Source organism: Blastococcus sp. SYSU DS0539 (assembly GCF_054050855.1).
Genome location: NZ_JBJHAF010000007.1, coordinates 81,445 through 95,791, shown reverse-complemented (window position 1 = coordinate 95,791; position 14,347 = coordinate 81,445). Strand labels below are relative to the sequence as shown.

Below are 14,347 nucleotides of genomic sequence, written 5' to 3'. Positions count from 1 at the left end.
GCGGCGGCTACCCTGGACCGGTCATGACTGGTGAGACTCTGTACCCCCGCCTCGAGCCGCTGCTGGCCCAGATCCAGAAGCCGATCCAGTACGTCGGTGGTGAGCTCAACGCCCAGCTGAAGCCGTGGGAGTCCGTGGACGTCCACTGGGCGCTCATGTACCCCGACGCCTACGAGGTGGGGCTGCCCAACCAGGGCCTGATGATCCTGTACGAGGTGCTCAACGAGCGCCCGGACGCCCTGGCCGAGCGCACCTACGCCGTTTGGCCCGATCTCGCCGCCCTCATGCGCGAGCACGGCGTCGGCCAGTTCACCGTCGACGGCCACCGGGCCGTCCGGGACTTCGACCTGCTCGGCGTCAGCTTCGCCACCGAGCTCGGCTACACCAACCTGCTCGAGGCGCTCGACCTCGCCGGTGTCCCGATCCACGCGGTCGACCGCGACGAGACCCATCCGGTCGTCGTGGCCGGCGGGCACGCCGCCTTCAACCCCGAGCCGGTCGCCGACTTCGTCGACTGCGCCGTGCTGGGCGACGGCGAGCAGGCCGTCGGCGACATCACCGAAGTCGTCAAGGCGTGGAAGGCGCAGGGGCGCCCGGGCGGTCGCGAGGAGCTGCTGGCCCGCCTCGCCCGCGTCGACGGCGTCTACGTGCCCCGGTTCTACGCGGTCTCCTACGGCCCCGACGGCGGCATCGCCGCGGTCACCCGCACCCGGGACGACGTCCCGACGAGGGTCGGCAAGCGCACCGTCATGGACCTCGACGAGTGGCCCTACCCGAAGCAGCCGCTGGTGCCGCTCGCCGAGAGCGTGCACGAGCGGATGAGCGTGGAGATCTTCCGCGGGTGCACCCGCGGCTGCCGCTTCTGCCAGGCCGGGATGATCACCCGCCCCGTGCGCGAGCGGACGATCACCGGCATCGGCTCGATGGTCGACCAGGGCCTGAAGGCGACCGGCTACGAGGAGGTCGGGCTGCTGTCGCTGTCCAGCGCGGACCACTCCGAGATCGGCCAGCTGGCCAAGGAGCTCGCCGACCGCTACGAGGGCACCAACACCGGCCTGTCGCTGCCGAGCACCCGCGTCGACGCCTTCAACGTCACGCTGGCCAACGAGCTGTCCCGCAACGGACGGCGCAGCGGGCTGACCTTCGCCCCCGAGGGCGGCAGCGAGCGGATCCGCCGGGTGATCAACAAGACGGTGTCCAAGGAGGACCTCGTCCGCACGGTGACGACGGCGTACGCCAACGGCTGGACGCAGGTGAAGCTCTACTTCATGTGCGGTCTGCCCACCGAGACCGACGAGGACGTCCTCGAGATCGCCGAGCTCGCCGTCGAGGTGATCCGCGCCGGCCGCGAGGCCAGCGGCCGCAAGGACATCCGCTGCACCGTCTCCATCGGTGGCTTCGTGCCCAAGCCGCACACGCCCTTCCAGTGGGCCGCGCAGGCCAGCGCGGAGACCATCGACCACCGGCTGCGGGTGCTGCGCCAGGCCATCAACGCCGATCGCCGCATCGGCCGCTCCATCGGGCTGCGCTACCACGACGGCAAGCCCGGCGTGATCGAGGGACTGCTGTCCCGCGGTGACCGCCGCGTGGGCCGGGTCATCGAGCGCGTCTGGCGCGAGGGCGGGAAGTTCGACGGCTGGAGCGAGCACTTCTCCTTCGAGCGGTGGACGCAGGCCGCCGCCGACGAGCTGGCCGCCTTCGGCGTCGACCTGGACTGGTTCACCACCCGGGAGCGCACCGAGCACGAGATCCTGCCCTGGGACCACCTGGACTCCGGGCTGGACAAGGAGTGGCTCTGGGAGGACTGGCAGGAGTCGCTCTCCGAGCAGGAGGTCGCCGACTGCCGGTGGACCCCGTGCTACGACTGCGGGGTCTGCCCGACCAACGGCACCGAGATCCAGATCGGGCCCACCGGCCGCAGCCTGCTCCCGCTGACCGTCGTCTGATGGCCCGCCAGCCCGAGGGCCCGCCCCCGCCGCCGACTGTGCAGAAGCTGCGCATCCGCTACGCCAAGCGGGGCCGGCTCCGGTTCGCCTCCCACCGCGACCTCGCGCGGGCCCTCGAGCGCGCCCTGCGCCGGGCGCAGGTGCCGATGGCGTTCTCGGCCGGCTTCAGCCCGCACCCGAAGATCTCCTACATCGGCGCCGCGCCCACCGGGGCGGCCAGCGAGGCGGAGTACCTGGAGATCGGCGTCGCGATCCGCTGCGACCCCGAGGCGGTGCGGGTCGCGCTGGACACCGCCCTGCCGCCCGACGTCGCCGTCCTCGAGGTCGTGGAGGCGCAGGAGGGGACCGGTTCCCTGGCCGACCGCATCGACACCTCCGTCTGGCGCGTGGAGCTGCCCGGGGTGGTCCTCGCCGAGCTGCAGCCGGCCGTGGAGAAGTTCCTGGCCAGCGAGGTCGTGACCGTCGCCAAGCGCACCAAGAACGGGCTCAAGGACATCGACGCCCGCCCCGCCGTCGCCAGCGCGTCGGCGTCGGAAGAGGCAGGTTGTGCCATACTGCACATGGTCGTCCGGCAGGTGACGCCCGCTGTACGACCCGACGACGTGTTGGCCGCCCTGGCTGCCGTCGCCGACCTGCGCCCGCCGTTGCCCCCCCGGGCCGTGCGTGAGGCGCAGGGCCGGCTCGACGACACCGGGACCGTGGCCGATCCGCTCGGTCCTGACCGTGCGGCGCGCACCCGCTGCCAGGGGGAGCACGCGACGGTCTGACCGGCGGAGGCCTGGAGGCTGCGCGCTGTCGAGCGGCACGGCTGCCAGACGTGACGCACCCCGGGGCCACCCGGCCCCGGACGCCCAGACCACCGCACGACCGGCACCACCGAGCTCCACCGCACCCAGCCCCACCGGGTGCGGGCACCACAGCATTCCGGTCCCCGCCGCGGCAACCGCCGCGGGGGGGCCGCATCAGACTTCCGCAGGACGAGCCTGACCGCCGTACCCCGCGCGGCGGCTCGCCCCGCCCAACCCGTGCTCCTGCGCGGCCGCCAGTCGTTCCGATCGGCGCCCGGGAGCAGCACAGGAGGCGAGAGCCCTCGTGGCTGACACCGACCACCCGACCACCGACACCGACGAGACGCAGGGAGCCGGAACCCCGGCGGGCACACCACAGCCCGCCGAGGCCGAGGTGACCGGCATGCCGGCGACCCACGACGAGGGGGCGCCCGCCGAGGATCCCGAGCAGCCGGCCGAGGACGCCGAGCAGCCGGCCGAGGACCCCGAGCAGCCGGCCGAGCCGGAGCCGGAAGCGCACGCCGCCGACGAGCCCGACGACGTCGACGAGCCCGCGCCGTCCCGGTTCGGGGCGCAGTTCAGCTCCCCGGAGCCCACCGCCGTCGTGGCCCGTCCCCGCCGCCGCGCGACCCGGCCCGCCGGTGCCGCCGATCCCGGCGCGGTCGAGGCCGTGACCCCCGCACCCGCGGCGCCGGTCCCGGCTTTCATCAGCTTCATGGCGCCGCCGGTGGACGCGCCGCCAGCCCCGCGCCGGCGCAGCCGCCGCCCGGCGGAGTCGCCCGACCCCGAGGTGCTCGAGGAGCGGAACGCCGACCGCGAGAGCGGCGACGGCGAGGAGGCCGCCGACGAGGCGCCCCGCTCCCGCCGCAACCGCTCGCGCCGCCGCCCGGCGGAGGACCAGCCGGAGCGGGCCGAGAACGAGCCCGCCGAGGACGAGCAGTCCGAGGACACCGACGAGCGCGACGAGTCGGGCGAGGACCGCGAGGACAACGGCTCCTCGGCCAGCCGGCGTCGCCGTCGCGGCCGCCGGGGTCGTGGCCGTGGCCGCAGCGGTGAGGACTCCGCCGACAACGACGACGAGGACGCTCCCGAGCGCTCGGCCGTCGACAGCGAAGACGACGAGGACGCCGAAACCCCGGACGAGTCCGCCGAGAGCGACGACGACGAGAGCGAGGACGAGGGCTCGACCGGGTCGGGCACCCGCCGTCGTCGGCGTCGCCGCCGCCGCAGCAGCGGGTCCGGGGGCGAGGAGGCCTCCGACGACACCGACGACGACGACCGGCCGGAGCGGGCCGGCCGCAACGGCCGCAGCACCAGCGACGACGACGTCCGGGGCATCGCCGGCTCCACCCGGCTGGAGGCCAAGCGCCAGCGCCGCCGGGACGGCCGGGACACCGGCCGGCGCCGCACGCCGATCCTCACCGAGTCGGAGTTCCTCGCCCGGCGCGAGGCCGTCGACCGGAAGATGGTCATCCGCCAGCGCGGCGAGCGGACGCAGATCGCCGTCCTCGAGGACGACGTCCTCGTCGAGCACTACGTGACCCAGGCGTCGGCGACGTCGTTCGCCGGCAACGTCTACCTCGGCCGGGTGCAGAACGTGCTGCCCAGCATGGAGGCGGCGTTCGTCGACATCGGCAAGGGGCGCAACGCCGTCGTCTACGCCGGCGAGGTGAATTGGGACGCCGCCGGCCTGTCCGGCAAGCAGCGCTCGATCGAGCAGGCGTTCAAGTCCGGCGACAAGATCCTGGTGCAGGTCACCAAGGACCCGATCGGCCACAAGGGCGCCCGGCTGACCCAGCAGATCAACCTGCCCGGCCGCTTCCTGGTCTACGTGCCCGGTGGCTCGATGACCGGGATCAGCCGCAAGCTGCCCGACACCGAGCGCCAGCGGCTCAAGGACATCCTCAAGCGGATCGTCCCCGAGGACGCCGGCGTGATCATCCGGACCGCCGCGGAGGGCGCCTCGGAGGAAGAGCTCACCCGCGACGTCAACCGGCTCAAGGCCCAGTGGGATGTCATCCGCCAGAAGTCCGAGTCGACGTCGAACGCGCCGACGCTGCTCTACGGCGAGCCGGACCTCGCCATCCGGGTGATCCGCGACGTCTTCAACGAGGACTTCAAGGAGCTGGTGGTCCAGGGGGACGATGCCTGGGACACCGTCGAGGCCTACGTCGCGCACGTCTCCCCGGAGCTGACCGAGCGGCTGACCCGCTACACCGGCGAGGGCGACGTCTTCCGCGATCTGCGGATCGACGAGCAGCTCACCAAGGCGCTGGACCGCAAGGTGTGGCTGCCGTCGGGCGGCTCGCTGGTGATCGACCGGACCGAGGCCATGACCGTGGTCGACGTGAACACCGGGAAGTTCACCGGCTCCGGCGGCAACCTCGAGCAGACGGTGACGCGGAACAACATGGAGGCCGCGGAGGAGATCGTCCGCCAGCTCCGGCTGCGCGACATCGGCGGCATCATCGTCATCGACTTCATCGACATGGTGCTCGAGAGCAACCGCGACCTCGTGCTGCGGCGGCTGACCGAGTGCCTGGGCCGCGACCGGACCAAGCACCAGGTCGCCGAGGTGACCTCGCTGGGCCTGGTGCAGATGACCCGCAAGCGCGTGGGCCAGGGGCTGCTGGAGGTCTTCTCCGAGTCTTGCGAGCACTGCCGCGGGCGCGGGATCCTGGTGCACCTGGATCCGGTGGACGAGAAGCGCCGCGGTGGCGGCTCGGGCGGGAACGCCGCCCCCGCCAAGGACACCGGGAGCAAGGACTCAGGCGGCAAGGACTCCGGGAACGGGCGCAACCGCGGCAACGGTGGCGGCGTCGGCAAGGACGCCGGCAAGGACGCTCCCGCTCCGGAGGCCGAGGAGCCCGCGCAGCCGGCCCTGGCCGACGCGACCGCCGGTGACGGCGAGGCCGCCGAGGGCGGCCGCAGCGGAGGACGACGCAGCCGGGGCCGCCGCAACCGCGGGCAGTCCGGCGAGGAGCGGGCGGCCGAGGACGCCGCCGTGCTCGCCGGCGCCCGCGCCGACGACGACGCTGCCGCGAAGGAGCCCGTGGCGGACGGCTCGGCCGAGACGGTCGAGGACGTCGTCCCCGCGGCGGCGGCCGAGCCCGCCGAGCTGGCCGAGCCCCGGCAGGACGCCCCGGCCGCACCCGAGCCGCAGCCGGCGACCCCGCCCGCGCAGCAGCTGGAGCCGCCGGTGACGACGGTCCAGCCGCTGCCCGGGACCGCCCCGGTCCCGGTGCCGCACGCGGAGGTCGAGGGCGACGACGTGCTACCGGCCGGCGAGGTCGCCGCCGTCGAGGCGCCGGAGCAGGACGCGGTGCCGATCACCCCGGCCACGACGGCGGCCGACGTCGTCCCCGGCGGGGTGGCGCACGTCGCCGACGCCGCGGCCGGGACCGCTGGCCAGGCGCCCGCGGACCCGTCGGCGGGGAACGGGGAGCCGTCCCCGGCCGCCACCCGGCCGCGCCGTCGCCGGGCCGCCACCCGCCCGGCCGGCCCGCCCGCCTAGGACGAGCGCCCCCTCCCCGCCGGGCGGGGAGGGGGTGACCGGGGGCGCGTCGACCTGTCGACCGACCTCGGGTACGCTGGACGGGTTGCTGCGTCACCGCGCAGGCGCCTCCGGGTGCCGCCGGGAGGGCGTGGGCAACTCGTCCAAGCACCCGGCGCCCGTTCCGGTCGTGCGCGCCGGACACAGAGCTTGACGTGAAGAAGCGAACGAGGAGTCAGTGGTGTACGCAGTGGTGAAGGCCGGTGGCAGCCAGCACAAGGTGGCCGTGGGCGACACGTTCACGATCAACCGCCTGCAGGGTGCGGCGGGCGACAGCGTCGCCCTCCCGGCCATCCTGCTGGTCGACGGCGACACCGTCACCAGCGACGCGGCGGCCCTGGCCAAGGTGACCGTGACCGGTGAGATCGTCGAGCACGGCAAGGGCCCGAAGATCCACATCCACAAGTTCAAGAACAAGACCGGTTACCACAAGCGGCAGGGGCACCGTCAGCCCCTGACCAGCGTCGTGGTCCGCGACATCTCGAAGGGCTGACGCCGACATGGCACACAAGAAGGGCGCCTCGTCCTCCCGCAACGGCCGCGACTCGAACGCGCAGCGCCTCGGCGTCAAGCGCTTCGGTGGCCAGGTCGTGAAGGCCGGCGAGATCATCGTCCGCCAGCGCGGGACCCACTTCCACCCGGGCCTCGGCGTCGGCCGTGGCGGCGACGACACGCTGTTCGCCCTCGCGCCGGGCTCGGTCACCTTCGGCACGCGGCGGGGACGCAAGACCGTCTCCATCACCGCGGTCGAGGCCTGATCTTCCGTAGCAGTTCCGCTCACGAGCGCACGGGCCACCGGCCCGTGCGCTCGTGGCGCTTGACAGGCAGGTAGGAGGCGGCGCGGACCCAGGTCCGCTCGGATCACATGGCCGCTTTCATCGACCGCGTCACCATCCACGTCTCCGCCGGTAACGGCGGGCACGGCGTGTCCTCGGTGCACCGCGAGAAGTACAAGCCGCTCGGTGGGCCCGACGGGGGCAACGGCGGGGACGGCGGCGACGTCATCCTCGAGGTCGACCCCAGCGTGCACACCCTGCTCGACTTCCACCACCGCCCGCACCAGAAGGCGGCCAACGGCCGTCCCGGGGCGGGCAGCAACCGGCACGGCGCCCGAGGTGAGGACCGCGTGCTGCGCGTTCCCGAAGGCACCGTGGTCAGCACCCCCGACGGCCGGGTCATCGCCGACCTCATGGGCAACGGCACCCGCGTGGTCCTCGCGCGCGGCGGCAAGGGCGGCCTCGGCAACGCGGCGCTGGCGAACTCCCGCCGCAAGGCCCCGGGCTTCGCGCTGCTCGGCGAGCCCGGCGAGTCCCTCGACGCCGTCTTCGAGCTCAAGAGCGTCGCCGACGTCGGCCTGGTCGGCTTCCCCTCGGCCGGCAAGTCCTCGCTGGTCGCCGCGATGTCCGCGGCCCGGCCGAAGATCGCCGACTACCCGTTCACCACCCTGGTGCCCAACCTCGGCGTGATCCGCTCGGGCGACACCGTCTACACGATGGCCGACGTCCCCGGGCTGATCCCCGGCGCCTCCACCGGCAAGGGCCTGGGGCTGCAGTTCCTCCGCCACGTCGAGCGCTGCGCCGTCCTGGTGCACGTCGTCGACATGGCGACGATGGAGCCGGGCCGCGACCCCGAGAGCGACATCGAGGCGCTGGAGCACGAGCTCGCCGAGTACGGCGGCGACGAGCTGGACCTGGTCGGGCGGCTGCGGATCGCCGTGCTCAACAAGATCGACGTCCCGGACGGCCGGGAGCTGGTCGACCTGGTCCGTGCCTCGCTGGAGGCGCGCGGTCTGCAGGTGTTCGCGGTGAGCGCCGCGACGGGGGAGGGGCTGGCGGCCTTCGGGTACGCGCTGGCCGCCGCAGTCGAGGAGCACCGCGCCTCGCTGCCGGCGCCCGAGCCGGTCCGCGTGACGCTGACGCCGCGCGCCGTGGACGACAGCGGCTTCACCGTCGAGCGCGACCCCGACGACCCCGACGCGTTCGTCGTGCGCGGCGTCAAGCCCGAGCGCTGGGTGCGCCAGACCGACTTCACCAACGACGAGGCCGTGGGCTTCCTCGCCGACCGGCTCAACCGGCTCGGCGTCGAGGAGGAGCTGGCGAAGGCCGGTGCGCACGAGGGCGACGCCGTCACCATCGGCGACGTCAGCTTCGACTGGGCGCCGACGCTGCCCGCCGGCAGCCTCACCGTCGAGGAGTCCGCCGGCCTGGGTGGCCGCGGCACCGACAACCGGCTGGAGAGCAACGAGCGGATCGGCGCCTCGGAGCGGCTGGCGGCCAAGCGCGCCCGCCGGGTGCCGTTCGAGGTCACCGAGGGCGGCTGGACCGACGAGGACCTCGAGGACCTGGCGGTCGACGACGACGGGCCGGACGGCGCCGTCGCCGGGGACGAGAAGGACCCGGAGGACGAGGCCGGCACCGAGCTCCCGGACGGCCCGCGGTGACCGCCGGCGCGCGGCCCGAGATCGCCACGGCCGGCCGGGTCGTGGTCAAGGTCGGCTCCTCGTCGCTGACCACCCTCCCCGGGGGTCTGGACGTCGACCGGCTCACCGCGCTGGTCGACGTGCTCGCCGGGGTCCGCGCGTCGGGGCGCGAGGTGGTGCTCGTCTCCTCGGGCGCGATCGCCGCCGGCCTGGCACCACTGGGGCTGGACGGGCGCCCGCGCGACCTGGCGACCGCCCAGGCGGCGGCCAGCGTCGGTCAGCTCCGCCTGGTGCAGACCTACGCCGACGCCTTCGCCCGCCACGGGATCACCGTCGGCCAGGTGCTGCTCACCGCCGACGACCTGACCCGGCGCAGCCACTACCGCAACGCCCACCGGACGGTGGAGCGGCTGCTGGCGCTCGGCGTGCTGCCGATCGTCAACGAGAACGACACGGTCGCCACCGAGGAGATCCGGTTCGGCGACAACGACCGGCTGGCGGCGCTGGTCGCGCACGTCGCGCAGGCCGGCGCGCTGGTGCTGCTGTCCGACGTCGACGGCGTCTACGACGGCGACCCGCGGACCGGGCCGGCGCAGCTGGTCGACACCGTCCGCGATCCGGACGACCTCGCCGCGGTCACCCTCGGCTCGGCCAGCCGCAACGGCGTGGGCACCGGCGGGATGGCGACCAAGGTCGAGGCGGCGTTCATCGCCGCGCACGCCGGCGTGCCCGTCGTCGTCACCTCCACCCCGCAGGCCGCCGGCGCGCTGGCCGGCGACCGGGTGGGCACGCTGTTCGCGGCCATGGGGAAGCGGCCCAGCGCCCGGCAGTTCTGGCTCCGCTACGCCAGCCGGCCGCGGGGCCGGGTGATCCTCGACGACGGCGCCGTGACCGCGGTCCGGGAGCGGCACGCCTCGCTGCTGGCCGCCGGCGTCACCGGGATCGCGGGGGAGTTCCTCGCCGACGACCCGGTCGAGCTGGTCGGGCCGGACGGAACCGTCGTCGCCCGCGGGCTGGTCGCCTACGACGCGCGCGAGATGCCGGGCCTCCTGGGGCGCAAGACCGGTGAGCTGCCGCCGGAGCACCGCCGGGAGGTCGTGCACCGCGACGAGATGGTGCTGGTCGGACGCCTGCGCTGAGCGCCGCGGCCCGGCTGAGAGACTGGCCGGGTGACGATCCGCCCCATCCGCGAGCTCGGTGACCCCGTGCTGCGCACCCCCGCCGACCCGGTCCGGGCCTTCGACGGCTGGCTGGCCGCGCTGGTCCGCGACCTCGAGGAGACCGTCGACCACCCCGGCCGGGCCGGGGTCGCCGCGCCGCAGATCGGGGTGGGCGTGCGCGCCTTCTCCTACAACATCGACGGGGTGATCGGGCACATGGTCAACCCGGTCATCGTCGAGCGGTCCGAGGAGATCCAGGACGGCGACGAGGGCTGCCTGTCGGTGCCCGGCATCTGGGCGCCGACGGTCCGGGCGATGCGCTGCGTCGCCGAGGGCTTCGACGTCGAGGGGAAGCCGCTGCGGCTGGAGGGGGAGGGGTTGATGGCCCGCTGCCTCCAGCACGAGGTCGACCACCTCGACGGCACGGTCTTCCTCGACCGGCTCACCGGCGACGCCCGGAAGTCCGCCCTGCGGGCGCTGCGCGACCGCTGAGCCCGCGACGGGCCGCGACGGTGCTCCGCCGGACGTGTCGCACCTCCCGCGTACCCTCGCGGACGTGTCCGACGTCTCCGGCCTGCCGCTGATCGGTGCCGCCGCGCTGCGCGCGCGGTCGGCCGCCCGGGTGCTGCGCACCCTGCCCACCGACACCAAGGACGCCGCGCTGGCGGCGATGGCCGAGGCGCTGGTGGAGCGGACCGCGGAGATCCTGGCCGCGAACGCGGCCGACGTGGACGCCGCGCGGGCCGACGGCACGCCCGAGGCGATCCTCGACCGGCTGCGGCTGGACGCCGCCCGCGTGGCCGGGGTCGCCGACGCGCTCCGCCAGCTGGTCGCGCTGCCCGACCCGGTGGGCGACGTCGTCCGCGGCTCCCGGCTGCCCAACGGCCTGGACCTCAAGCAGGTCCGCGTGCCCCTCGGCGTCGTCGGCATCGTGTACGAGGCCCGGCCCAACGTCACCGTCGACGCGGCGGGGCTCTGCCTCAAGAGCGGCAACGCGGCGCTGCTGCGCGGCTCCGCCTCGGCGTTCCGGACCAACACCGCGCTGATCGCCGTCCTCACCGACGCGGGAGAGAAGGCCGGCCTGCCGGCCGGGTTCGTCGAGCTGCTGCCGGCCGACCGCGCCTCGGTGGGCGAGCTGCTGAGCGCCCGCGGGCACGTCGATGTGGTGATCCCGCGCGGCGGCGCCTCGCTGATCCAGCGCGTCGTGCGCGAGTCGCGGGTCCCGGTCATCGAGACCGGCGAGGGCAACTGCCACGTCTACGTGGACGCCTCCGCGGCCCCGGAGATCGCCGAGGCGGTCGTGCTCAACTCCAAGACCCACCGGGTGAGCGTCTGCAACTCCGCCGAGACGCTGCTGGTGCACCGCGACGTGCCGTTCCTGCCGCGGCTGCTGGCCGCGCTGTCCGGCGCCGGCGTCACCCTGCACGGCGACGACACCGCCCGGTCCGCCCACGACGCGGTCGTGCCGGCCACCGACGAGGACTGGGCGACCGAGTACCTGTCGATGGACATGGCGGTGAAGATCGTCGACGACCTGCCGGAGGCGCTGGAGCACATCGCCCGGTACAGCACCGGCCACACCGAGGCGATCGTCGCCGACTCGGCCCGCGCCATCGCCGACTTCACCGCCGGCGTCGACGCCGCCGCCGTGCTGGTCAACGCCTCCACCCGGTTCACCGACGGCGGCGAGTTCGGCTTCGGCGCCGAGATCGGCATCTCCACCCAGAAGCTGCACGCCCGGGGCCCGCTCGGCCTGCCCGAGCTGACCTCCACCACCTACGTCGTCACGGGGTCCGGCCACACGCGCTGACCCCGCCCCCCTCCCGAGGAGCCGCATGCCCCGCCCGCCGTCGCAGTCACCCAACTTCTCGTCGGTCGCGGACGTCAGCAAGCGGCTGTCGACCGCGGGCTACCTGCCCGATGCGCAGATCTCGACGACGGTCTTCCTCGCCGACCGCCTCGGCAAGCCGCTGCTGGTCGAGGGGCCCGCGGGCACCGGGAAGACCGAGCTGGCCAAGGCGCTGGCGGCGGCCACCGGGTCGGAGCTGATCCGGCTGCAGTGCTACGAGGGCCTGGACGAGGCCCGCGCGCTGTACGAGTGGAACTACAAGAAGCAGCTGCTGCGCATCCAGGCCTCGCAGGCCGAGGGCGGCGCGGACTGGGACACCGTCCACGACGACATCTTCGGCGAGGAGTTCCTGCTCTCCCGGCCGCTGCTGACCGCGATCCGCCGCACCGAGCCCACCGTGCTGCTCATCGACGAGACCGACAAGGCCGACGTCGAGGTGGAGGGCCTGCTGCTGGAGGTGCTGAGCGACTTCCAGGTCACCATCCCCGAGCTCGGCACGATCACCGCGACCCGCCGGCCGATCGTCGTCCTCACCTCCAACGCCACCCGCGAGCTCTCCGAGGCGCTCAAGCGGCGCTGCCTCTACCTGGCGCTGGACTACCCGACCGCCGAGCGCGAGCGGGAGATCGTGCTGTCGCGGGTGCCCGACCTCGCCCCGGGGCTGGCCGACCAGCTGGTCCGCACGGTGCGGGCGCTGCGCGGGCTGGAGCTGAAGAAGTCGCCGTCGATCTCGGAGACCCTCGACTGGGCGCAGACGCTGCTCGAGCTCGGCCTGGACACCCTCGACGAGCCGGCGATGGCCTCGACCCTCGGGGTGGTGCTCAAGCACGCCAGCGACCAGACCCGGGCCGCGGCCGAGCTGCGGTTGAACTGATGGCGGCGGGGGTGGTCCCGGCCGGGGCTTCCGGCGGGCTGGCCGGGCACCTGGACGGGTTCGTCCGGGCGGTCCGCGAGGCTGGCATCCCGGTGGGCATCAGCCAGGCGGTCGACGCCGCGGAGATCCTCACCGTCGTCGATCTGCTCGACCGCGAGCAGCTGCGCCACGGGCTGGCCGCGGTGCTGCTGCAGCGGGCCGCCCAGCGTCCGACCTACGACGTCCTGTTCGACCTGTGGTGGCCGCTCGGCGACCGCCCGGCCGCCGACCCCGGGGACGGCGACGGCGCGGAGGCGGGGGAGTCCTCCCTGGACGTGCCCGACGACGCCGCTCTGGCCCAGCAGATGCGGGACGAGCTGCTCCGGCTGCTGCAGGACGGCGACCCCGAGGCGCTGCGCCGGTTCGCCCGCGACGCCGTCGACCAGCTGGGGCAGGGCCAGCCGGGCCCGTCGGGGCAGTCCTACTTCAGCTACCGGGTCATGCGGGCGCTGTCGCCGGACACGCTCGTGGCGCAGTTGCTCGCCGGGCTGCTCGGGGACACCGGCCGCGGCGGGCTGGCCGAGCAGGTGGCCCGGCAGACCGTGCGCGACCGGCTGGCGGCGTTCCGCGCCGCGGTCGAGGCCGAGGTGCGGCGGCGGACGGCGGCGGAGAAGGGCCGCGACCGCGTCGCCAAGAACGCCGTGCGCCCGCTGGCCGACCAGGTCGACTTCCTCCGCGCCCAGTCGGCGGACCTCGCCCAGCTGCGCCGGGCGGTCGCACCGCTGGCCCGCCGGCTCGCCGTCCGCCTCTCCGCCCGCCGGCGGCTGGGCCGGCAGGGCCGGCTGGACTTCCGGAAGACGGTGCGGGCCTCGCTCGGCACCGGCGGTGTCCCGGTGGTCACCCACCACCGGCCGCGCAAGGTGCACAAGCCCGAGCTCGTGGTGCTCTGCGACGTCAGCGGCTCGGTGGCCGGGTTCAGCCACTTCACCCTGATGCTCACCCAGGCGCTGCGCGAGCACTTCACCGGCGTGCGGGCCTTCGCGTTCGTCGACTCCACCGACGAGGTGACCCGGTTCTTCCGGCCGGGCGTGGACGTCGCCGATGCCATCGCCCGGATCGGCCGCGAGGCGGACGTGGTCGGCTTCGACGGGCACAGCGACTACGGCACCGCGTTCGAGGTCTTCGCCGACCGCTGGGCCTCGGCGGTGGGCCCGAAGACGTCGCTGCTCGTGCTCGGCGACGGGCGGACCAACTACCGGCAGCCGGGGATCCCCGTGCTCGCCGGCCTGGTCGGCAAGGCCCGGTCGGCCCACTGGCTCAACCCCGAGCCGCGCCGGCTCTGGGGCAGCGGCGACTCCGCGGCGGACCGCTACGGCGAGGTCATCGACATGGTCGAGTGCCGCAACGCCGCCCAGCTCGCCGACTTCGTCACCACCCTCTGAGCCGATCGACGGGGCGACCTGCCAGCGGGTCGCCACGTCGCCACGTCGCCACGTCGCCACGTCGCCACGTCGGCACGTCGACCCGTCGACCCGTCGACCGGCCGCGCTGCGTGCCCGGACCGCCGGCCGACGTGCCGGCGGATCGTGGCGGTACCGTAACCCGACGCGGTCGGGGCCGTTGGTCAACGCGGTGTCGACGACGTCGTCACCGGCCGACCGCACCGCCGCGGCCGGTCGGCGACCGGCTGCACGGGGGAGCCGGTCGCCGCCGTCCGCGGTCCGGCCCCGATGCGCTGCACGGGCGGGTCCGCGGGGCCGGGGCCGGTCCTCGCGGGCC

11 protein-coding genes are annotated in these 14,347 nt (G+C 74.6%); all 11 read left to right on the top strand.

The window, feature by feature from the left end:
* Nucleotides 1-23: 23 nt before the first annotated feature.
* The 11 genes from ACI790_RS10695 (at nt 24) to ACI790_RS10645 (ending at nt 14,010) form a co-directional block, all read left to right on the top strand.
* Entirely contained in the window at nt 24-1,946 is a 1,923-nt protein-coding gene (locus ACI790_RS10695; RefSeq protein WP_456569767.1) for a TIGR03960 family B12-binding radical SAM protein, read from the top strand.
* Nucleotides 1,946-2,713: a TIGR03936 family radical SAM-associated protein gene (locus tag ACI790_RS10690; protein ID WP_456569766.1), complete on the top strand. Its 768-nt coding sequence runs from the start codon at nt 1,946-1,948 to the stop codon at nt 2,711-2,713. The genes ACI790_RS10695 and ACI790_RS10690 overlap by 1 nt, the downstream gene beginning before the upstream one ends.
* 325 nt (nt 2,714-3,038) lie before the next feature.
* The gene (locus ACI790_RS10685; RefSeq protein ID WP_456569765.1) at nt 3,039-6,248 is read left to right on the top strand and encodes an Rne/Rng family ribonuclease; all 3,210 of its coding nucleotides are present in this window, start codon (nt 3,039-3,041) and stop codon (nt 6,246-6,248) included.
* 220 nt (nt 6,249-6,468) lie between these two features.
* Nucleotides 6,469-6,780, top strand: coding sequence for a 50S ribosomal protein L21 (gene rplU / locus ACI790_RS10680; RefSeq protein WP_135129918.1), 312 nt, complete (start codon nt 6,469-6,471; stop codon nt 6,778-6,780).
* A gap of 7 nt (nt 6,781-6,787) precedes the next feature.
* On the top strand, nt 6,788-7,045 hold the full coding sequence (rpmA, locus tag ACI790_RS10675; protein ID WP_014375373.1) for a 50S ribosomal protein L27: 258 nt from the start codon (nt 6,788-6,790) through the stop codon (nt 7,043-7,045).
* A gap of 107 nt (nt 7,046-7,152) precedes the next feature.
* The gene (gene obgE, locus ACI790_RS10670) at nt 7,153-8,727 is read left to right on the top strand and encodes a GTPase ObgE (protein WP_456569764.1); all 1,575 of its coding nucleotides are present in this window, start codon (nt 7,153-7,155) and stop codon (nt 8,725-8,727) included.
* Entirely contained in the window at nt 8,724-9,845 is a 1,122-nt protein-coding gene (proB, locus tag ACI790_RS10665; protein ID WP_456569763.1) for a glutamate 5-kinase, read from the top strand. The genes obgE and proB overlap by 4 nt, the downstream gene beginning before the upstream one ends.
* 30 nt (nt 9,846-9,875) lie before the next feature.
* On the top strand, nt 9,876-10,358 hold the full coding sequence (locus tag ACI790_RS10660) for a peptide deformylase (RefSeq protein ID WP_456569762.1): 483 nt from the start codon (nt 9,876-9,878) through the stop codon (nt 10,356-10,358).
* Nucleotides 10,359-10,422: 64 nt separating this feature from the next.
* Nucleotides 10,423-11,676: a glutamate-5-semialdehyde dehydrogenase gene (locus ACI790_RS10655; protein WP_456569761.1), complete on the top strand. Its 1,254-nt coding sequence runs from the start codon at nt 10,423-10,425 to the stop codon at nt 11,674-11,676.
* Between the two features lie 25 nt (nt 11,677-11,701).
* Complete coding sequence (locus ACI790_RS10650; protein WP_456569760.1) at nt 11,702-12,589, top strand: AAA family ATPase; 888 nt, start codon at nt 11,702-11,704, stop codon at nt 12,587-12,589.
* Nucleotides 12,589-14,010, top strand: coding sequence for a vWA domain-containing protein (locus ACI790_RS10645; RefSeq protein ID WP_456569759.1), 1,422 nt, complete (start codon nt 12,589-12,591; stop codon nt 14,008-14,010). Before ACI790_RS10650 ends, ACI790_RS10645 begins: the two co-directional genes overlap by 1 nt.
* Nucleotides 14,011-14,347 lie beyond the last annotated feature (337 nt).

Excerpts from the sequence above, each read along its gene's own strand:
- ACI790_RS10645 (WP_456569759.1), top strand. The coding sequence starts at position 12,589 with ATGGCGGCGGGGGTGGTCCCGGCCGGGGCTTCCGGCGGGCTGGCCGGG.
- obgE (WP_456569764.1), top strand. The coding sequence starts at position 7,153 with ATGGCCGCTTTCATCGACCGCGTCACCATCCACGTCTCCGCCGGTAAC.
- ACI790_RS10690 (WP_456569766.1), top strand. The coding sequence starts at position 1,946 with ATGGCCCGCCAGCCCGAGGGCCCGCCCCCGCCGCCGACTGTGCAGAAG.
- ACI790_RS10650 (WP_456569760.1), top strand. The coding sequence starts at position 11,702 with ATGCCCCGCCCGCCGTCGCAGTCACCCAACTTCTCGTCGGTCGCGGAC.
- rpmA (WP_014375373.1), top strand. The coding sequence starts at position 6,788 with ATGGCACACAAGAAGGGCGCCTCGTCCTCCCGCAACGGCCGCGACTCG.
- ACI790_RS10695 (WP_456569767.1), top strand. The coding sequence starts at position 24 with ATGACTGGTGAGACTCTGTACCCCCGCCTCGAGCCGCTGCTGGCCCAG.